The sequence below is a fragment of the Ralstonia sp. A12 genome, from assembly GCF_000801955.1.
Taxonomy (GTDB): domain Bacteria; phylum Pseudomonadota; class Gammaproteobacteria; order Burkholderiales; family Burkholderiaceae; genus Ralstonia.
In genome coordinates this window covers 49,671-69,417 of sequence record NZ_JSZO01000009.1, presented here as the reverse complement: position 1 = coordinate 69,417, position 19,747 = coordinate 49,671, and the positions used below count along the sequence as shown (strand labels likewise).

21 protein-coding genes are annotated in these 19,747 nt (G+C 64.4%); 10 read left to right on the top strand and 11 right to left on the bottom strand.

Going from position 1 to position 19,747, the window contains the following annotated elements; all coding sequences use genetic code 11:
- The first annotated feature begins 135 nt into the window (after nucleotides 1-135).
- Entirely contained in the window at nucleotides 136-336 is a 201-nt protein-coding gene (locus tag PI87_RS13550; protein ID WP_039598240.1) for a heavy-metal-associated domain-containing protein, read from the top strand.
- Nucleotides 337-376: 40 nt separating this feature from the next.
- Here PI87_RS13550 and PI87_RS13545 read toward each other — a convergent pair whose 3' ends face one another.
- From PI87_RS13545 to PI87_RS13525, 5 genes are read right to left on the bottom strand one after another with little or no spacing between them, the layout of a single operon-like run.
- The gene (locus PI87_RS13545; RefSeq protein WP_084209957.1) at nucleotides 377-2,458 is read right to left on the bottom strand and encodes a neutral/alkaline ceramidase; all 2,082 of its coding nucleotides are present in this window, start codon (nucleotides 2,456-2,458) and stop codon (nucleotides 377-379) included.
- Between the two features lie 31 nt (nucleotides 2,459-2,489).
- Nucleotides 2,490-3,764, bottom strand: coding sequence for an alanine racemase (locus tag PI87_RS13540; protein WP_039598239.1), 1,275 nt, complete (start codon nucleotides 3,762-3,764; stop codon nucleotides 2,490-2,492).
- Nucleotides 3,757-5,211, bottom strand: coding sequence for a D-arabinono-1,4-lactone oxidase (locus tag PI87_RS13535; RefSeq protein ID WP_039598238.1), 1,455 nt, complete (start codon nucleotides 5,209-5,211; stop codon nucleotides 3,757-3,759). Before PI87_RS13535 ends, PI87_RS13540 begins: the two co-directional genes overlap by 8 nt.
- The gene (locus PI87_RS13530; RefSeq protein WP_039598237.1) at nucleotides 5,204-5,584 is read right to left on the bottom strand and encodes a c-type cytochrome; all 381 of its coding nucleotides are present in this window, start codon (nucleotides 5,582-5,584) and stop codon (nucleotides 5,204-5,206) included. The genes PI87_RS13535 and PI87_RS13530 overlap by 8 nt, the downstream gene beginning before the upstream one ends.
- Nucleotides 5,584-6,774 (bottom strand): porin, encoded by a 1,191-nt coding sequence (locus PI87_RS13525; protein WP_039598236.1) that lies wholly within the window; start codon nucleotides 6,772-6,774, stop codon nucleotides 5,584-5,586. Before PI87_RS13525 ends, PI87_RS13530 begins: the two co-directional genes overlap by 1 nt.
- Nucleotides 6,775-6,965: 191 nt before the next feature.
- Here PI87_RS13525 and PI87_RS13520 point away from each other — a divergent pair, with 191 nt between their 5' ends.
- Entirely contained in the window at nucleotides 6,966-7,661 is a 696-nt protein-coding gene (locus PI87_RS13520) for a TetR/AcrR family transcriptional regulator (protein ID WP_052321530.1), read from the top strand.
- A gap of 68 nt (nucleotides 7,662-7,729) precedes the next feature.
- On the opposite strand, the gene PI87_RS13515 is transcribed toward PI87_RS13520, so the two are convergent.
- From PI87_RS13515 to PI87_RS13500, 4 genes are all read right to left on the bottom strand, one after another.
- Nucleotides 7,730-8,458 carry an OmpW/AlkL family protein gene (locus PI87_RS13515; RefSeq protein ID WP_039598235.1) on the bottom strand — a complete coding sequence of 243 codons (729 nt, stop codon included), beginning with the start codon at nucleotides 8,456-8,458 and terminating at the stop codon, nucleotides 7,730-7,732.
- Between the two features lie 204 nt (nucleotides 8,459-8,662).
- Entirely contained in the window at nucleotides 8,663-9,664 is a 1,002-nt protein-coding gene (locus PI87_RS13510; RefSeq protein WP_039598234.1) for a delta(1)-pyrroline-2-carboxylate reductase family protein, read from the bottom strand.
- 59 nt (nucleotides 9,665-9,723) lie between these two features.
- Nucleotides 9,724-10,491 carry a lysoplasmalogenase gene (locus PI87_RS13505; RefSeq protein ID WP_039598233.1) on the bottom strand — a complete coding sequence of 256 codons (768 nt, stop codon included), beginning with the start codon at nucleotides 10,489-10,491 and terminating at the stop codon, nucleotides 9,724-9,726.
- A gap of 106 nt (nucleotides 10,492-10,597) precedes the next feature.
- On the bottom strand, nucleotides 10,598-11,074 hold the full coding sequence (locus PI87_RS13500; RefSeq protein ID WP_039598232.1) for an Lrp/AsnC family transcriptional regulator: 477 nt from the start codon (nucleotides 11,072-11,074) through the stop codon (nucleotides 10,598-10,600).
- A 138-nt stretch (nucleotides 11,075-11,212) separates the two neighbouring features.
- Between PI87_RS13500 and phhA the strand changes: the two genes are divergently transcribed.
- The gene (phhA, locus tag PI87_RS13495) at nucleotides 11,213-12,157 is read left to right on the top strand and encodes a phenylalanine 4-monooxygenase (protein ID WP_039598231.1); all 945 of its coding nucleotides are present in this window, start codon (nucleotides 11,213-11,215) and stop codon (nucleotides 12,155-12,157) included.
- A gap of 47 nt (nucleotides 12,158-12,204) precedes the next feature.
- Nucleotides 12,205-12,510: a 4a-hydroxytetrahydrobiopterin dehydratase gene (locus PI87_RS13490; protein ID WP_039598313.1), complete on the top strand. Its 306-nt coding sequence runs from the start codon at nucleotides 12,205-12,207 to the stop codon at nucleotides 12,508-12,510.
- Nucleotides 12,511-12,528: 18 nt separating this feature from the next.
- Here PI87_RS13490 and PI87_RS13485 read toward each other — a convergent pair whose 3' ends face one another.
- Nucleotides 12,529-12,756: a DUF3717 domain-containing protein gene (locus tag PI87_RS13485; RefSeq protein WP_039598312.1), complete on the bottom strand. Its 228-nt coding sequence runs from the start codon at nucleotides 12,754-12,756 to the stop codon at nucleotides 12,529-12,531.
- Nucleotides 12,757-12,837: 81 nt separating this feature from the next.
- Between PI87_RS13485 and PI87_RS13480 the strand changes: the two genes are divergently transcribed.
- Both PI87_RS13480 and PI87_RS13475 read left to right on the top strand, forming a co-directional pair.
- Nucleotides 12,838-13,551: a response regulator transcription factor gene (locus PI87_RS13480; protein ID WP_039598230.1), complete on the top strand. Its 714-nt coding sequence runs from the start codon at nucleotides 12,838-12,840 to the stop codon at nucleotides 13,549-13,551.
- Between the two features lie 10 nt (nucleotides 13,552-13,561).
- On the top strand, nucleotides 13,562-15,241 hold the full coding sequence (locus PI87_RS13475) for a sensor histidine kinase (protein ID WP_039598229.1): 1,680 nt from the start codon (nucleotides 13,562-13,564) through the stop codon (nucleotides 15,239-15,241).
- A gap of 16 nt (nucleotides 15,242-15,257) precedes the next feature.
- Here PI87_RS13475 and PI87_RS13470 read toward each other — a convergent pair whose 3' ends face one another.
- A complete protein-coding gene (locus PI87_RS13470; protein ID WP_039598228.1) occupies nucleotides 15,258-15,797 on the bottom strand; it encodes an SET domain-containing protein in 540 nt (179 codons plus the stop codon).
- 653 nt (nucleotides 15,798-16,450) lie between these two features.
- Between PI87_RS13470 and PI87_RS13465 the strand changes: the two genes are divergently transcribed.
- The 4 genes from PI87_RS13465 to PI87_RS13450 all read left to right on the top strand — a co-directional run bounded on the left by PI87_RS13465 (nucleotide 16,451) and on the right by PI87_RS13450 (nucleotide 19,739).
- Complete coding sequence (locus PI87_RS13465) at nucleotides 16,451-16,729, top strand: HU family DNA-binding protein (protein WP_021197116.1); 279 nt, start codon at nucleotides 16,451-16,453, stop codon at nucleotides 16,727-16,729.
- Nucleotides 16,730-16,875: 146 nt separating this feature from the next.
- Entirely contained in the window at nucleotides 16,876-17,817 is a 942-nt protein-coding gene (locus PI87_RS13460) for a DUF2272 domain-containing protein (RefSeq protein WP_039598227.1), read from the top strand.
- 104 nt (nucleotides 17,818-17,921) lie between these two features.
- Entirely contained in the window at nucleotides 17,922-18,746 is an 825-nt protein-coding gene (locus tag PI87_RS13455) for a class II aldolase/adducin family protein (protein ID WP_039598226.1), read from the top strand.
- A gap of 15 nt (nucleotides 18,747-18,761) precedes the next feature.
- Complete coding sequence (locus PI87_RS13450) at nucleotides 18,762-19,739, top strand: 2-dehydropantoate 2-reductase (RefSeq protein WP_039598225.1); 978 nt, start codon at nucleotides 18,762-18,764, stop codon at nucleotides 19,737-19,739.
- Nucleotides 19,740-19,747: the final 8 nt, after the last annotated feature.

Genomic DNA, 19,747 nt, shown 5'->3' with positions numbered 1-19,747 from the left:
TGGCATCAGCCTAGACCTTCCCATCTTGGCAAGGTCAAGCCCTCATTTTACGCTTGCGCTTCCCATGGTGGGAAGGTTCATACTCCGACCGTGTGTCCCTCTCCCCTCTTCTCTTTCGATTCAGGAGCCCGAACCATGACGACGTTTTCTGTTGAAGGTATGAGCTGCGGCCATTGTGTTTCTGCCGTCACCCGCGCGGTGCAACAGGTGGATGCCGCGGCCAGCGTGCAGGTGGATCTGTCCAAGCAGACCGTGGCTGTAACGAGCAGCGCCAGCACCGATGCGGTAAAGACCGCCATCGAGCAGGCCGGCTATCCGGTCAAGGCCGTCGCCTAAGGCAAAGCAATGGGCGGCCGATGCGCCGCCCAACGCCCCCTCAGTTCACCTCAAACGACCGCGATGTGCCTGTGAAGGACGTGATGGTCCCCAGCAGGTTCTTGGCATCGCCCTGATGCACGATGCGGTAGGTCCCGGCCGGCGTGCCCGGCGGAATCGCCCAACTGATCTGCGCTTCAGACTCGGCCCCGAACACGCGCTTCCAGCGGTATTGCGTCGACCAGTCGCCATCCACCGCCACTGTCTTCCACGCACCCTCCACCAGACGCTGCACCCGCACGAAGGTGTCGTTGCGGTGCAGGTTGTTCTTCGGATGGCCGGTCACGAAGACCACGTTCACCGTCTGGCCTGCCGTGTACTGCGCGGCGGCATCGGTCTTCACGTCGCCAAACTGGTGGAGCAACGGCGGCGCATCGAGCACCACACCGGTCTGGAACGTCATCTGCTGCCGGCTCAGGTCTGCGGGCGTGAGCGTGTTCGTCGTGGGGCGGCCTTGCACCATGTCCTGCGCCAGGCGATCCAGCTCCTGCATGTAAGCCGGCTGCGTCCATTTGCCGAACAGCGTGCTGCCGCCCTCGTAGTCCTGCACGTCGTATTCCTCGGGCGTGGTCACGTACTGCGAGTACGCATTGGCATAGCTGACCGCGAGCACGTTGTGGATATCCGTGCTGAGCGTGCGCGCCAACTGGCGGCGGATGCGGTAGCCCGACATGATCGTCAGCTCGGCCGGCACCGCCGCCAGGTACAGCGGGCCGATGCGTACCAACTGCACCGGCAGCACCGGCGGCGTCCAGGGCACGGGCCGCATCAGGCCGGTGGGTACGAACAGCTCCTTGGGCGCATGGCACTTGCGCAGGTCATCCGGAATCGTGAACAGCAAGCCGCCAAGCGCGGCCAGGAACGGGTTGCTCTGCCCTTCCAGCGCGACGCCGGGGCCGGGCCCATCCTCCGTGCTACCGGCTGCCAGCGTGGTGCCGATGGCCGCCGTGCATGTGGTGTGCCGCTGGCCATCGCCGGTATAGGTGGGCTCCACCGTAACGTTACCCATCTCGACATAGCGCTGCCGCACATCCAGCCCGCCCGCCAGCGGCGTCGGCGGCGCATTCAGCAATGCACTCGCCACGCCAAACTGACGCTCGCCGATGATGCGCGTGTTGTCGAACTCGTTCTCGGTCGGCCCGCTGCCGGGCTTGAGATTGAGGTTAGGCGTCATGTCGCCCGCGTTGGTCTGCGCGAATGCGGCCACGAAGCCCTTGCCTTCGAGGTAGCGCACGCCCATCACGTCGTGCTCGAAGTGGTAGGCGGCGTAGCCCTTGTTGTCTGCGCTGATCAACGTGTTGTTGTTGGTCATGCTGGTGCCGTGCGTGGCAAACAGGTTCAGCACCCCCACGGCCTGACCCGCGCGGCGGAAGGTCAGTTGCGTGACCAGCGGATCAATCTCTTCCGGAAACACCGCACGATCCGCCGCCGGGTTCGCGCGGAACGCCGGTGCCGAGCGGTTGCGGCTGGCGTTGTGCAGCTCGCTCTGGTTGAAGTCGATCTCACCGGGCTTCACGTCGTCGTGCGCCTGCACGATGGCTTCAACCATGCCGTCGACGATAGCGTTGAAGGTCTGCGGCAGGTAGCCCAGCGCATTCAGGTTGTACAGCGCGTAGTGCGAGAAACCGCCGGGCCCCGCATGCGTGTGGGTGGCGGTGAGCAGCACGTTGGCATCGGTGTAGAGCGCCCCGTAGCGTGCCTTCAGGCGGGCCAGCACCGCTTGCTGCACACCCTGCATGACAGCGCCGGTTTCCGTCACCACAATCGCCACGCGCTGCTTGCTGCTCGGGTCTTCGATGATGAAGGCGCGGGCATGCTGCCGCAGGTGGATGCCGCCAGTCTTCTGATCGATCTTCGAGTAGCCGAACATGCCGGCCTCGGCTGCCTCGCCCGTGATGTCGCTGATGCCCGTGCCGATGTTGTAGGCCGCAGGCGACGCGGCCTGCGCCACGCTCTGCACGGACCGCGTGGCTGCCGCCGCCACCGGCGCCGCGCCCCCTCCGCCATCATCACCACATCCGCCCAACACCAGCAATGCGGCTGACAACACCGCCCCCTGCTTCCATGTCCTGCGATCGATCATGATGGCCTCCGACAGTTGACGCGTTGAACGTTCAGGGCATCGCGGGCATCACCGGCCAGCGGTGCAGTGTGTTGCCTTCCTCCACGACGACGAGTTCGCCGAATTGCTGCAACACCGCCTCGCTCTGGCGCGGCCGCAAGAAGATGAAATCGTTCGGCTGCAGACCTTGTGTGCCCGACCCCACCAGCACCTGCTGATTCGACGAATTGCCATACAGCCCGCTGGCCGACAGTCCCGGCGGTGATATCGGATCGGCCAGCCAGTTGCCGCCGTAGATGAAGTAGCCGTGGCGCTGGTTGACGTCCCACGCGGTGGCGGCGCGGCCAATGCCTTCCGCACCGTCAGGCAGCAGGAAACCGCCGGACTTCAACACCGGCGTGGCAATGAACGAAGCGGGCTGCAGGTCATCGAGCAGGGGCGTATCGAAGTCGCTCGGCTTGACCATGGCCGAGCCAACCGACACTTCGTTGGCTGCCCCACTGCCGTCATGCATGCGGTACGTTGGCGAGCCCGCCGCGTTGAAGCACAGCGTCTCGGGCGATGCCGGCCTGAGCGTGCGCAGCGCCATCTCGCGAAAGCGCGTGTAGATCGCCTTGGCATCGCGCTCGGCCCCCGCGCGTGCGCCGGGCAGATCGGGAATCTTCACCAGGTGCGGGTCGTAGCCCATCATCCCGCCGAACACGAGCAAGGGCTCGGCGGCGATCATGTTGAGCATGTCGACCAAGACGTGGTCTTCACGCACGCCACCGCGATGCAGGCCCACATCGATCTCGATGTTCACGCGCACGGGGTGCCCGCCGGCGCGCGCCAGTTCGCGGTACTCGGCCAGGCGCGCTGGCGTATCGACCAGCCATTGCAGTTGCCGCGCCGGATCAAACGCACCGCCCTTGAACTCGGCATAGAACGTGTGTGCGGCGCGTGCGGGCATCGGCTTGCCGAGCAGCAGATCGGTATCCGGGCGCTGCTCCGCGAGCAACTGCAGATATGGCAGGTTGAACACCATCAGCCGCCGCGTGTGCGTCAGCTGCATCAGCGCATCGAGCAACGGCAACGACGGCAGCGACTTGGCCACCAGCCGCAGCGCCATCTTCCCGTTGATGTTGCGCACGACACGCGCGGCGTTGGCACGCATGCGCGCCCGATCAATCACCATGACCGGCACGGCGATGCCCGCACGCGCGAGCGCCGCCGACAAGCTTGCGAAGTACGGCCCATGCGGCCCACCGTGATCGCCCGGGCGCAGCGCCACCGCACCGCCCACGGCCACCACGCCCGCCGCCAGAAGAAACCGCCGCCGGTTAGCCATGCTCCACCCCGAACAGCTTGCGCAGATACGGGTTGAGCATCTTCCCCTGCGGATCAAGCGAGCGGCGCAGCGCCTGGAAGTCCCCCCAGCGCGGATACAGTGCCGCCAGTTGTGCCGGGCTCACGTCGTGCAACTTGCCCCAGTGCGGCCGCCCCGCGTACTTGCGGTAGATCGGGCCGATCTCGGAGAGCAGGTAGTCGAACGGCTCGCCCTGCGCCGCGTGCACGGCAATCGAGCAGCTATCGCGCCCGTGGAACGGGCTGAGCCACGCGTCATCGGCTTTCACGAAGCGGAACTCCAGCGGGAAGAACACCTCGTTGCGCGTCTCCAGCTTGGCGATGACGTCACGCACGCAGGCAATGCCCTGCTCCTGCGGCACGTGGCACTCGGTCTCGTTGAAGCGCGTCGGGCGTTGCGTGGAAAGCAGCTTCCATGAACGGTTCTTCGCGTCTTCCGTCTGGTTCACGTCGATCAGCTTGGCGGCCACCCAGCGGCGCAGTTGCGGGAAGCGCCCGAGCCAGTCGCGCAGGCGGCGCAGGTCGCGCAGCATGTCTTCATCGGCAGAGTGCGGTGTCAGCACATCGCCGGCTTCGTAAAGGTCGTGCGTGATGCCCGCTGCGTAGCCGGTAAACGGCAGGTAGTAGAACTCGAAGTTGCGATGCTGCTTGGCCAGTGTGGGGGCCTCATCCAGCATCGCCTGCAACGGCTTGAGAAACACGCGACGGTGCAGGTTGAACGACGGCACCGTGCGCAGCGTGACCTGGGTGACAACACCGAGCGAGCCCAGCGAAACCCGCGCGGCCGACAGCAGTTCCGGATTGCGCTGCTCGCTGCATTCGATCACGTTGCCGTCGGGTGTCATCAGGCGCATGCCAATCACATCGGCATGCAGCGCTTGCAGCGTGCGGCCCGTACCGTGCGTGGCCGTGGCAATGGCACCAGCAAAGGACTGCGCATCAATGTCGGGCAGGTTGCGCATCGCCACGCCTTGCGCATCCAGTTGACGCGACAGCAGTGCCAGGCGCGTACCGGCATGCAGCGTGGCGGTGTTACGCGCGGCATCCGCCGAGATCACGCCCGACATGCGGTCCAGTGAGATGAGTGTGCTGTCGGTCGGCACCAGCCCCGTGAACGAATGCCCCGCCCCCACGCAGCGCACGCCCGGGCCAGCGCCACGCAGCAGGGATGCCAACTCACCTTCGTCTGCCGGCGTGTCGATGGCCGACGGCTGACAGGTGTGGATGCCCGACCAGTTCTGCCAACGCTGACGCGAACCCGTCGGGCTGGCAGCAGGCGTGGAGGCGGTGGACGGCGATGTCGCCACAGGTGTACTGGCGGCGCGCACCAGCCGGCCCTGTCCCCCCAGCGCGAGCGCAGCTGCCACGCCCGCCCCCGCCTTGAGCACCGTGCGGCGATCCTGCCGCCGCGGCGATTGCGTATCAGTCATGCGATGTGTCCTTGCCGTTTGCCATGAAACCAATGAGCGCGCGCATGTCCTGCTCGGTGCAGTCTGCACACAGGCCACGCGCGGGCATGGCCTGATAGCCGTCGATAGCGTGGTGCACGAGCGTGCCCATGCCTTGCTTCATGCGCGGTTTCCAGTGCTCAGTGAAGCCCGTGAGCGGTGCGCCGCTGCCGGGCACCGCATGGCAGGTCATGCACGCGCGTTCGTACTGCGCGGCCAGCGCCGTATTGGCTGGGCGCAGTGATTCGGCACGCTGCACCGCTGCGGCGTCAGGCACCGCGGGTGCATCGCTGCCGCATGCTGATAAGCACAACGCGGCAGCCAACCCAACGAGAGAGAAAAGAATTCGCTTCATCAGAACGTATGCCGCATGCCGATCATCGTGCCGATCTGCGAGCTGGAAAGCGTTGGACCCTGCGCGTTCAGCCCAACCAGTTGCGCACCGACCAGCCCGCCCTTGTAGTGCGAGTAGTCGACCTCCGCATAGAGCATCGTCCGCTTGGAGAGGAAGTAGCCACCGATCAACTGATACTGGTTGGCCGAGCCGTCAAACGCCGGCGTGTAGCCGGATTGGCGCGTGAACCACGCGTTGGCCGCCACCGTAAAGGCCGGCGAGATGCGATAGCTCACGCCGCCGAAAGTCATGCGCCGCTTGCTGAAGCCGCCGGGCAGCGTTGGGTCGACGGTCTGATCGGCGGAGATGATGCCCAGCCCCGCCAGATCAGTCGGGCTGAACGGCCCCGCCGAGAACGAGGTGAAGCTGTTGCCGCGCCGGTTCTCGATGTACCCGGCGTTGACGGTCAGGCCGCCCAGTGCCAGTTGCCCGCCAGCGGTGTAGACGTTGAAGGTCGCGTTGGTGAAATCGTCCTTGGTGCGCAGGAACGATGCACTGAGCTTGACCGGCCCCGCCTCCGGTATGTACGCCACCGAGGCGCCGAACTGGCTGCCCTGGCTCGCGGCACCGGCCTGCTCGCCAAACGCGTACTGGGCCAGCACCACCACATCGCCAAGCTGCGCGCCATAGTGGACCATGTTGTTGGTCTTGCTGCCCGCCATCATGGTGTGTTCGGGCTTGAAGAGGTTGGCGTACTGGTCCTGGTCTCCACCGGCCCACAGGTTGGAGCCGTAGACCATGGTGATGCCCTCCATCACCACGTTGTACTGCCGGCCCAAGGTGAGTTGCCCGAGCGACGACGATTCGACCCCCACATACGCAATCTGGAAGAACTCCGCCGCGCCCTTGGGCCAGGTCCGGCCGCTGGACGGATCGAAGTGGCTCTCCAGCTGGAAGATGCCCTTCAGGCCGCTGCCGATCTGCTCGTTGCCCTTGATGCCCCAATAGCTCTCGGTCATGCCGCCGCCCTTGGTCATGCCGAGCTTCGATCCGGTGCCGATGGGCGTGCCGTCATCGCCGTACGACACACCATGGGTCTCATAGCGGACACCAGCATCCACCAACCCGTACAACTGCACCGAAGTCTGTGCCCATGCGCTGCCCGCAACCAGCGGCAGCGCCATGCAGGCGATCTGCGTCGTCCTCTTCACGGTGGTCTTCTCCTTGTGGAAATAACATTGTTTTTTTTAGTAACGCAATTCTGTACAGAAAACGACGTTCTTGAATCAGGGATCACCCTGACGTGCACGCGTTTCAAACGGAGGAGACGGCCCGGAGCAAGCCGGCAGCGGCGGTCGGCGGGTTAGAATCAGCCCACTATTGGGAGACAGGCTTCAAACACATGGCCAGCAGCAGCAACCTGCACGAGCGCAAGCAGCGCGAGCTTGACCAGCGGCGCAAGGACATCCTCAAGGTGGTGCGCAAGCTCGTGCTGCGCGGCGGCGCGCGTGAACTGACGATGCGCAAAGTGGCCGAAGAAGCCGGATTCTCAACCACCGTGGTCTACGCCCTCTTTGGCGACAAGGCCACGCTGATCGCCCAGGCCATGGACGAAGACCTGCTCAAGCTCAACAAGCTGATGCAGCAGGCTGCAGCCGAGGGCGGCAACGCGCTCGAACGCATGCGCCGGGTGGCCCGCGCCTATGTCGGCTACGGCCTGAAGCACCCCGTGCACTACGCGCTGGTATTCATGGAGCAGCGCCCGGCCGCGCCGATCGAAACGTCCACGCTCGAATTCGGCAACCCCGACAAAGACCCGTATTGCTTTGTCTACGGCATGGCTGCCGAGCTGGTAGCCGAAGGCTTCATCCAGGCGGATGAAGACGCCCTGCACCTCGTCACGCAACTGCTGTGGGAAGGCCTGCACGGCATGACCTCACTGCGCATCGCCACGGGCGACGACCCGTGGATCCCGCGCATCGATGCCGGCCCGCATCTCGAACTGCTGGTCGACGTGCTGTTGCTGGGCGTACTGCAGCGCTTTCCCGGCCCGAAGACCGCCTCGGGCGTCAAGTCCATCGCCGCCGCCGCTTCCTGAGCCGAGCCGCACAGGCAACAAAAAAGGCGTGCCGCAGTGGCACGCCTTTTTGTTTGCGCTGAACCGGCTTAGAAGCGGTAGCCGACGCTCAGGAAGGTCACGACCGGGTTGATCTTGATCTTCGCTTCGCTCTGGATACGCGCGCCGTTGATCAGCGTCGTGTCGATCGTCGCCGTGGTCTTCAGCGGCAGATACGACACCGACAGGCCAACGAACCAGTCCTTGGTGATGGCGTAGGTTGCGCCCACGTTCAGCACCGGGTTGAGCGAGCTGTCGGTCGACACGCTGCTCGTGCTGCCCGGCGTGCCGCGGCCCAGCACTTGGTTCTGGAATGCGCTGTTGGTGATCTTGGCATCGCTGAACCACGTGTAGTTCAAGCCCACGCCAACGTACGGGCGCAGCTTGGTGTCAGCGTTGAAGAAGTACCACTTGGCCAGCACGGCCGGGCTCCACTGCTTGGCCGAACCGATTTCACCGTAACCCGAGAGCGAGCCCGTGCCTTCGATCTTATGGCGCGGCGGAATGCCACCCACGAGTTCGACAGCGAAGTTGTCGGTGAAGAAGTGCGTGAAGGCCAGACCGAGGGTATCGGCTTCCTGGATCTTGGCGCCGGTGCCCGGTTGCGATTGGTTGATCGGCGCGCCGTTGAAGCTCTTCACGAAGAGCGGGTCGCTCGAGCTGTTCGGCATGACGCGGAACCAGCCAGCGCTGACGATGTTGCTGCCGGCAGCCTGTGCGTGCGCGGCGGTGGCGAGGATCATCCCGGCGGCGGCCGCCAGTGCTTTTTTATAGGCCATCTCTGTATGTGCTCCTGTTGAGACGCATCCGGCGCAAACGCGATTTGAACGTTTGCTGGTGCGTTCTAAGTCTCCTCCCAGGCGGAAGGGACGGCCATTATCCCGTGTGATTGCCTTGGCTAGAACCCTTTTTCTAGAGTTTTCCTGTTATAAGCGCCACGCTCGAATGGCCTGCTGCGGGCGTCTCGGGCACATACCCAGTTTTTAAACAGGCTTGGATTTGGACAGCGCCAGCACGCACGCGGCCAGATCCCACAACGCACTGCCGACGCTCTTGAACACCACCGGCAACACCGGCGCTGCCTGCACAAGTGTGTCTTGCGGCGCATCGACGCACTGTTGTAGCGGCCGCACACGTGACCACGGCACCCCCGCCTGCAGCAAGTCGCCGGCTTCGACTTCCAGGTCGACCAGCGTATCGGCGTAGAGCCGATTGCCCGCTGCCGCCTGCACGCACAGGCGCGGCGGCAATTCCGCCATGTCGGGCCGAAACGCACCCACCGCCGCGATGAAGTGATGCGGGCTCCAGGCGTAGCCATCCGGGTGATCTGGGCCGGCCAGATCCGGCAATACCGGTTGCGCCGACGGCGTCGCGGTAATGACCAGCGATGTTTGCGGCAGCACCGCGCGGGCGGCCTGCGCTACGCCCGCTGCATCGCCACCGGCCAGTGCCGTCGCGTCCATGCCGAGTTGGCGTGCATGGGCAGTGAGTGCCTCGGCATTGTCCGCCGTGCGCGCAATGATGGTCACACGCCGTGTGCCCAGCCCGAAGCGGAACGCCTCCAAGTGCGCGCGTGCCTGGGCGCCTGCGCCAATGAGCAGCAAATCGCCCGCCGGCTCCGGTGCCAGCAGGCGCGCGGCCAGCAGTGACACGGCTGCGGTGCGGTGCGCGGTCACGGTCGGGCCGTCGAGCAGTAGGCGGCGTACGCCGGTCTGTGCATCCATCACCACCACCTCGCCGTGGATGGCTGGCAGGCTGCGTGCCGGGTTGTGCGGATGCACGGTGATCATCTTGGTAATGGCGATGTCGGCGTTGGACGCGGGCATCAGCAGCAGGCTGCCCGGACCAGGCACCGGCATCACCAATCGCGCGGGCGCCTGGGCCCGGCCCGCACGCGCATCGCGCAACACCTGGGCGATGGCATCGGCCAGCGCAGCGTAAGGCAGGCGAACCGCCGTGGCGGCGGCGTCGAGAGTCTGCAGCATCGGGGGCTCCTGCAGCGGATGGAAACGGGGGGATGGGCCTGCTGCGCCGGTTGCGCCAATTACGCCGGAACAACCCGGCGCGGCGGCGGCGAGCGACGCGTCAGCAGCCCGGCACTGATGAGAAGCTGGGCACCGGCGTAACTCCACCAGATCGCCAGCTCATGGTCGGTGAACGGAAAGACGAACATGCTGATGCCGATCATCGCATCCGAGGCAGCAAACGCGAGCGCCCCCCATGCCGTGAGCGGTCCAGGCAAGCGCGCCAGCAAGGCCGCGCACACCATCGACGACAGCACCACCATATAGACAATGACCGGCCCCTTCATCTCGCCCAGGCCCGGCCAGTACCAGAGCAGCATGCCGATGGCCACGCCGATCATGGCGCCCACCCCGATCAGGCGGATGGGCGACGAGGCCCCGCGCAGCCCGACCAGTACGCGCAGATAGCACAGGTGTGCCACCAGGAAGCTGCCCAGGCCGGCGATGAACGAGAACGAAATACCCGGCAGCGCCAGCCACAGGTCACCCAGCGCGGAGAAGATCATCGCGCCGATCAGCCAACGACGCTCGCGCGGCACCTCGTGCAGCGCCGCGGCACGTGCCAGCAGCAGCGCCATCAGCATCTTCCACAACGGCTGCAAGGCGATGCGGCCGGCCAGCGGCGTGCCAGGCGGCACTTCCACGGCCACCATGGTCAGCATGCCGCCATAAGTCACACCCGCGATGGCTGCGGCCACCCACCACGCACGAACCCGTGCCGGCATGCCGTAGCCGCCCGCAAGATGCGCCAGCGCGTGCGCCGGATGCGTGGTGCGTCCTTCAACCATCGTGGTCTCCCGCCCAAGACAGGCTATTCAACTGCAGCAAAGTGATCGTCGGCTTGCAGCGTGACACGCCGCGCACCCTGGCGCAAGGCGCGCGAAGGTCAAATTCCTACCCACCAAGGTGGGATAGTGGCAACGCACCATCGCGCTTAAGCGCGGTCAGCACGATGTTGGAACGGACATTGTCCACACCCGGCACGCGCATCAGCTTGCGCATCACAAACTCCGACAGCGCCGGCAGATCCGGCACCACCACGCGCAGCATGTAGTCCGCATCGCCAGCCACCGAATAGCACTCCTGCACGGCGTCGAGCAGGCTGATTTCTTCGTGAAAGCGCTCGACGATGGCATCGCCGTGGTGGGCGAGCTTGACGCTGGCGAACACCGTCACCCCCAGCCCCAGCCCCGTCGGCGAGAGCACCACCCGATACCCTTCGATCACCCCTTCGGATTCAAGGCGCGCCAGGCGCCGCCCAACCTGACTGGCCGACAGATGCACCTGTTCCGAAAGCTGCTGGTGGGTCGCACGGCCATCGCGCTGAAGGGCCGCCAGCAGGGCCAGATCGAAGCTATCCAGAGAAATCATGCAAATCTCCTGCGTTGATGGCCTCAATTTTGCATGAAATCTGCAAATGACGTGCAACGCGCGATCGTTTTGCGGCCAATCCGCGTGGCCTCGCCAATACACTGGCCGGACTCTGATTCCACCCGATCGACATTACCCATGGACATCGCAACCACCGCCCCCGACGCTGCCCAAAACGCGGCCCCGGCCGGCTTCAACGGCACCCTGACCGACAAGCTGCGCGAACAATTTGCTGACGGCCTGGACGGCCAGACGCTGCGTGCTGACTTCACCATGCAGCAGCCGGTGCACCGCTACACCGCCGCCGACCACGCCACCTGGCGCACCCTGTACGACCGCCAGGAAGCCCTGTTGCCGGGCCGTGTGTGCGATGAATTCATGCAAGGCCTGTCGACGCTGGGCATGAGCCGCGAAGGCGTGCCGTCGTTCGACCAGCTCAATGAAACGCTGATGCGCGCCACCGGCTGGCAGATCGTCGCTGTGCCGGGCCTGGTGCCGGACGAAGTGTTCTTTGACCACCTGGCCAACCGCCGCTTCCCTGCCAGCTGGTGGATGCGCCGCCCGGACCAACTCGACTACCTGCAAGAGCCGGATTGCTTTCACGACATCTTCGGCCACGTACCGCTGCTGATTAACCCGATCTTTGCCGACTACATGGAAGCCTACGGCAAGGGCGGCCTGAAAGCGGCACGCCTCGGGCAGCTCGACATGCTGGCGCGCCTGTACTGGTACACGGTGGAGTTCGGTCTGATCCGCACGCCGGCCGGTCTGCGCATCTACGGTGCGGGCATCGTGTCGAGCAAGAGTGAATCGGTGTACGCGCTGGATTCCGCCAGCCCGAACCGCATCGGCTTTGACGTGCGCCGCATCATGCGCACGCGCTATCGCATCGACACCTTCCAGAAGACCTACTTCACCATCGACAGCTTCGAGCAGTTGTTCGACGCCACGCGCCCGGACTTCACGCCGCTGTATGAAGAACTTGCTGCGCTGCCGACCATTGGTGCCGGCGATGTGGTGGACGGGGATCTGGTACTGAACGTTGGCAACCGCGAAGGTTGGGCAGACACGGCGGATATTTGAGCGCTGACTATACTGCGCGCATTCACACCCACATTCCGCTGGAAACCATGATGCCTACCCTGAACGAAGACCAACGCAAGGCCCTGTTTGCCGAAGTGCCAGGCTGGACGCTGCAGAGCGACCGCGACGCCATCCAGAAGACCTTCACCTTTGCCGATTTCAACGCCGCGTTCGGCTTCATGACGCGCGTGGCGATGAAAGCCGAGCAGATGAATCACCACCCGGAGTGGTTCAACGTGTGGAATCGCGTGGACATCACCTTGTCCACGCATGATGCGAACGGGCTCACGCACCGTGACGCCGATCTCGCGCGCTTCATCGAGCAGGCCGCGAAGAACACCGGCGCGAAGTAACCCCAGCCGAGTACCGAGCTACGCGCCCACTGCGGCGCGCCACGCCTCATACGCCGCCCGCGCCTTGTCGCCCAGTTGCTCAGGTGCGATGCGGGTGGCGCCTTGTACAATCATCAGCGCATACGGCTTGGCCAGCGCCGACGCCTCGGCACACAGCCGCAATTCCTCGCCCTCGGCGGGCGAACGGGCGCGCCAGAAGTTGATGGCGGCCTCCAGGTCGGTGATGGTGAGCAGGGCATCGGTCATCCGCGCATTGTAGCGCTGCGCCATCGGTGCCGATTGCCCTTTTCTTGCCTCCACCTCATTCCGATTTAGGGACCGCATTCCATGCGCATCCTGCTGATTGAAGACGACTGCGCCATTGCCAGCGGCATCCACGCTGGGCTCACCCAGGCCGGGCATCGCGTGCATGCGGTGCACGACGGTGTATTTGCCGCCGAGCAACTCGCCAAACAAACGCACGATCTGGTGATTCTCGACCTCGGGCTGCCGGGCATCGACGGCATGACGCTGCTGTCGCAGTTCCGGGCGCGCGACCGCGCCACGCCAGTGCTGATCCTGACCGCACGCGATGGCCTGCTCGACAAGGTAAGCGGCCTAAACGCCGGTGCAGATGATTACCTGCTCAAGCCGTTCGAAATGCTCGAACTGGTGGCCCGCGTGCAGGCGCTGCTGCGCCGGCGCAGTGACCCGACCGAACCGATGGCGCGCCCTGACATCCTGGTTGGCAGGTTGCGCATGAGCGGCAGCGAGCGGCGCATCTTCGTCGAAGCGGCACCGCTGGAACTGTCGCCGCGCGAGTTCGCGGTGCTGGAGCTGTTGATGCTGCGACAGGGCCGTGTGGTCAGCAAGGTGCAATTGCAGGACCACCTTGCCAGCTTTGGCCACGCCATTGGTGAGGCCAGCCACGACGTCGTGGGCGACACGGCGATCGAGGTGTATGTGCATCGCGTGCGCCGCAAGATCGAACATTCCAACGCCGAGATCGTCACCGTGCGCGGTTTCGGTTATCTGCTGCAGGCACGCGGCGCGGCGGCCTAGCCTTTCTCTCATGTTCAAGCGCCACCGGCCCACTGCCTCGCGCGATTCGGCTGCTCCAGCAACGGGGGCATCTGCCGACATTGCCGTCAGCCTGCGCCTGCACCTGCTGCGCGCGCTGGCGACCCCGCTGTTCGGCCTGGTAGTCGGTACCGGTGCACTGTCGTATTGGCTGGCGGCGCACTACACCACACAGGTGTTCGACCGCGCATTGGTAGGCGTGGCCAATACGTTGGCGGAACAAATCCGCATTGCGGGGCCGCATGTGCCGGCCGCCAAGCTGTACGACATCGAGTTGACTGCACAGACGCTCGTGCAGAACGGCGGCGAAGACCGTGTCTTCTGGCGCATTGCCGGACCCAGCGGCACCCTGGCCGGACGCGACACGGTACTCGGCTATGGCTCGGGTCAGGTTCGTATTGGGGAAGCGCGTGTGTTCTATAGCTGGGTCGACGGCAAACAGGTGCGTGCCGTGCATCTGCTGGTGCCAAGCGTCAGCGCTGAAATCCCCAAGCCGCGTTCACCGCGCCAGCCCGCACCGCCCGACCCGGAAGACGACGTCACGCGCCCTGCCCTCGCCCCTACACAGGCACAGACTGCCCCCGCGCTGAACCCAGTCACACCGCCCTATGCCGGCCAACCGGAGAACGGCATCGTCGTGGAAGTGGCGGAACTGCTCGACCACCGCGATACCGCGGCCAAGGAAGTGCTGCTGTCGGTATCCATTCCGCTAATCGTGCTACTGGCGGTTGGCGGCCTGATCCTCTCGCTGGTGCTCAAGGAAGAGCTGCAGCCGCTGCAAACGCTGGCCGACACGCTCAACAAGCAGAGCGCGCAATCGGTGACGCCCTTGCCGCCCGATTCTGCGCGGCGCGTGCCGGCTGAACTGCAACCGCTCATCAACGCGATGAATGCGCTGCTGGCCCGCCTGCGCGATGCCCTGGAAGCGCAGCGCACCTTCATCGCCGATGCCGCGCACCAGCTACGCACGCCGCTCACGGCATTGAAGCTGCACGCAGATCGCGCTGTCGACGCCAAGACATTGGAAGATGCCCGGCCCGCGTTGCTGGAACTGCAGTCGGGTGCCAACCGCGCGGTACGGTTGTCGAACCAGTTGCTGACACTGGCGCGCGCCGAGCCGGGCATGACACTCGATCAACTTGGGCCGCCGACGCGGGTCGACCTGGTGTCCCTTGCTTTCGATACCGGCGCGCAATGGGTGCCGCGTGCGCTGGCGCGCGGGTTGGATCTGGGTTTCGAGGCCTGGCCACAGGAAGCCGCCTCGCCAGGGTCATTGCAAGCACCAGTGTTAGCCAATGCCGTGCTGCTGCGCGAAGCCATCAACAACTTGCTCGACAACGCGATCAAGTACGTGCCGACGGGTGGGCGTGTCACCCTGCGCGCCGGCATCGAAGCCGATGCAGCTTCGCGCTGGTGGGGCGTGGTGAGCGTAGAAGACAATGGCCCGGGCATTCCGCCCGAGCGCCGTGGCGACGTGTTCCAGCGCTTCTTCCGTGGCGATGCGGACCATCTGCCCGGTCAACCGCAAGGCAGCGGCCTGGGCCTGGCCATCGTGCATGACATCGTGCGCCTGCATGGCGGCACGGTCGCCATTGATGATGCCGTGGCGCGCGAAGGTCACCGCGTGATGCGCTTCGTCTTGCGCCTGCCCCTGGTGAGCGAGTCCGTCTGAGCGACGGACCCTCGACTTACTTCTGCTTGCTCTTCTCGGGCCGCGCCAGCATCGTGCCGCGGCACTTCTTCGCGCCGCAGCGACACGCGAACTGTTCCTTCAGCGCTTTGGTCTGGCGGCCTTCGATGACAAGGCCGTAGTCGTAGAACAGCTCTTCGCCGGGTTCGATGTCACGCAACGCGTGAATGAAGACGCGGCCGTCCTTCTCGCGCGCCTCGCAGTTCGGCTTGCAGGCGTGGTTGATCCAGCGCGCCCGGTTGCCGCCAAACTTGGCGTCAATCACGCTGCCGTCTTCCAGGCTGAAGTAGAACGTGTGGTTCGGGTCGGTCGGGTCGTGCGGATGGCGGCGCAGCGCCTCCTTCCACGAGATGTGCTCGCCCTTGTATTCGATGATCTTCTTGTTCTTGGCGATCGGTGCGACGGCATACACGCCACGCCCGTGCACGCCCGACTCACGCACCTCGATGCGATCACGGCGGCGCAGTTTGGCCGGGGCTTCCGGCGCAGGCGAAGACTCAACCAGAGCCGGCGTGGCATCAGGGGACGTACGTGTCATAAGGCGTTGGGGCAAAAGCAAAAAACGTCGATCAGCGAAGCCGTGAGCCTACACCAAAAGCATGGCGACTCGACACGTGCTGCAACCCCATGCAACCCATCCCATGTGGATAACCGATGTGGATAAGTCGTGTGGATAACCCGGCCTGCCGCTGTGGATAACTACCGGTAAAGGATGTGGGCTGTCTGTGGCTGCCCTGTCGATGGTGTGGGCACAAGTGAAGCGGTTGCCGACAGGGGGTTTGGCGAAACCCGCAAGTCATCCACGTCAGGGCACACACTGTGCAAGTGGTTTTGCTTGCCGCAAGTCATTGAACGCAAAGCGCTTTTTGTGGTTATCCACAGAAGATATCCACCGTTATCTACTACTACTATCTGTATACATAAAGAAAAAGGTAAACCCATCGATCGACTTGCGTCGCTTCTATCCATCAAGAACAGACGAGACCCAAAAGCCAAACACAATGTGTGAATCCGATGTGATGGCCCCGCCTCGCAAGGCAAGCACCATGCGGGTTTGCGGAACCTGAGCGCCATGCGCCGTTACAAAGCACACATGCCCGCGACAAGCGCATGCCGGTATCATGTCGCCCTTGGAGCCGCCCCCCGGAGGCTCCGATGTTTGTTTTATCTACTCTTGAAGGGAGTCAAGCAATGACGAAAACCGAACTGATCGACGCCATCGCCAGCGGCGTAGACGGTCTGACCAAGGCCAAGGCCGAGCAAGCACTGAACGTGACGCTCGCGGCCATCATGGAATCCGTTGGCAAGGGTGACGCGGTCAGCCTGATCGGCTTTGGTACCTTCAGCCAGGGCGAGCGTGCCGAGCGTATGGCGCGTAACCCGCGCACCGGCGAAGAAATCAAGGTTGAAGCCGCCAAGACCGTCAAGTTCAAGGCCGGCCAGAAGTTCAAGGACGCCGTCAACGCCTAAGGTGATGACGACCTTGGCGTGAACCAGCCTGTCTGGTCTCTCGCCAACGACGTGGCATGCCAATGCATGCGTGACCAGCCCGCAGCGCTGGCGTACCACGTCGGAGGGCCTGTCTCCCCATCAGGCCTGATATGACCCTCCCACACATGCCCCGCCCCCTCCAGCGCGTTCTGCGCCTCGCTCTTCCGGTTCTTCTGATTGCACCTGCCGTCTGGCTTGCAGGCTGTACGACGCCGCCTGCGCGCCCGCAAGCAGAGCCGCTGCCCGATAACGAAGTCGTGCAGACCACGCCCGGTGCTACATCGCGCCAGAAGATGATCGAGATTGCGCTGACTGAATGGGATCGTTGGGGACGCCAAGTGGTGCGTGTGGGACGCGACGATACGTACTGCGTGACGGGTGGCGGTTTCCCTGACCAGCCGCAAGGCCGTTGGTTGACGCCAGACGACCCAATGCCCCCGCCTCTTGATGAAGAGGCTGGCACCGACATGCCATTGTCGAAGCCGCAAGCTACCGCTGTAGCGGCACCACCGCCCGCGCCCTGCCTGCGTTACCCCGACGGTACCGGTGGTGAAGCCACCGCACGCGGCTGCGTACTGGCCAAGCGCTACTGGGCCATCGTCGGCAAGACACCGACCTGCCAGCAGCTGACCACCGGCGGTTGGGCGTGGTCTGCGGTGTTCATCTCATGGATCATGCGCAAGGCCGGTCTGCAGAACGACCAGTTCCTCACCGGTGCCACGCATGCCGAATACGTGACCGATGCGCGTGACCACCTGCTCAGGCATCCGGCCTTCGTGCTGGAACGCACACCGGCTGTGCCGCGCCCTGGCGACCTGATCTGCACCGCACGCGGAGCCGACCGGTTCATGACCGACCCGGCCGAGATCCGTTCTGGCATGACCCCCATGCACTGCGATCTCGTGGTCGAACTCGATCCGGTTCGTCATGAGGTCAAATCGATCGGCGGCAACGTGCAGCAATCGGCGGCGATGAGCATCACCGAGTTGAACGACGCCAACCAGGTGGATCCGTACACCAACTCCGTCATGCAGTGGCTGGTGATTCTGCGCAACCAACTGCCCTAGCAGCGAATGGGTGTAACGTGGTTTGACGTTCGGCGCAATTTCATTAACATGTGAAGCAGCCAGGCGCTGGTCACTCGACCGGCGCCACGACCAGGAGACAGGTCATGACGGTGCTTTCGCTCAATCCCGATGCCGGATCGGACATCCAGGCCCATCGCCCCGCATGGTGCGGCCCGCGTGAATGGGCCGCGCGCGTGAAGCTGGCGGCGTGCTACCGCATCTTTGCGCACCTCGGCTGGACCGAGCTGATCTACAACCACATCACGCTGCGCCTGCCGCCTGAAGACGGCACCCCCGACGATGGCGGCCCCCACTTCCTCATCAATCCATTTGGTCTGACGTATGCCGAGGTCTGCGCGTCGAACCTCGTGAAGATCGACCTGCAGGGCAACGTACAGCGCGCAGCAGGCCAACCGGATTGGCCAGTCAACCCGGCGGGTTTTACGGTGCATGCGGCCATCCACGCCGGCATTCCCGGCGCGCATTGCGTCATGCACACCCACACCACCGCTGGCATGGCCGTGGCCTGCGCGCGTGACGGTCTGTCGATCAGCAACTTCTATGCGGCACAACTGCACGGCAAGGTGGCGTATCACGACTTCGAGGGCATCACCGTGCATGCCGATGAAGGCCCGCGCCTGGTACAGAACATCGGCGACAAGCCGGCGGTGATCCTGCGCAACCACGGGCTGCTTGCGTGGGGTGATTCGATTGCGCGAGCATTTGCCGTGCTGTGGCTGCTCAACCGCGCCTGCGAGATCCAGCTGGCTTCCACATCGATGGGCGCGGTGCTTGAGATTCCCGATGCCGTTGCGCGCAACTGCACGCGCGACTCATTGCAGTTCAACCCGAGCTTCGGTGCAGGCGAAGATGTGTTTGCGGCGCTGACCCGCACCATCGATCGCATCGATCCTTCTTACCGCTCCTGATTTGTTTCCAAGCACATGACACGCATCTGCATCGTGGGCGCCGGCGCTGTCGGCGGGTATCTGGGCGCGAAGCTCGCGCTGGCTGGTGAATCGATCAACGTACTGGCGCGCAGCGCGACATTGGAGGCGTTGCGCACAGAGGGCCTGCGATTGACCGAAGACGGCACCACACACACCGTGCCCGTTCACGCGAGCAACGATGCAACGGCACTCGGCGTGCAGGATGTCGTGATCGTCGCCGTCAAGGCACCGGCGATGGAAAGCGTCGCGCAAACCATCGCCCCGCTCATCGGTCCGGACACTTGCGTGGTGGTCGCCATGAACGGTCTGCCATGGTGGTTCTTTGACCGGCCGGGTCCGCTGGAAGGCCAGCGTTTGCAATCGGTTGATCCGCATGGCCGGATTGCCGAAGCGATTCCGACAGGGAATGTGCTCGGCTGCGTCGTGCACCTGACCTGCTCAACGTCTGCACCGGGCCATGTTCGTCATGGTTTCGGCAAGCGGTTGATTCTGGGCGAGCCGGCAGGCGGCCCATCACCGCGGCTGGAAGCGACCAGCGCATTGTTCGAGCGCGCCGGCTTGCAGATCGAACGCAGCGAAGCCATCCAGCACGATATCTGGTTCAAGCTGTGGGGCAACATGACGATGAACCCGGTGTCGGTGCTCACAGGTGCCACGTGCGACCGGATTCTCGATGATCCGCAGGTCAGCGCCTTCTGCCTGGCCATCATGGAAGAGGCCAAAGCCATTGGCGCGCGCATTGGTTGCCCGATCGCGCAAAGCGGTGAAGAACGCAGCGCGGTGACACGCCAGTTGGGTGCGTTCAAAACGTCAATGTTGCAGGACGCGGAAGCTGGACGCGGCCCGCTGGAGATCGATGCGCTGGTGGCGTCGGTGCGGGAGATTGGTCAGCACGTGGGTGTGCCGACGCCGCAGATTGATGCCCTGCTGGGTCTGGTGCGCTTGCACGCCCAGACCCGAGGGCTTTACTGAAACTGCTG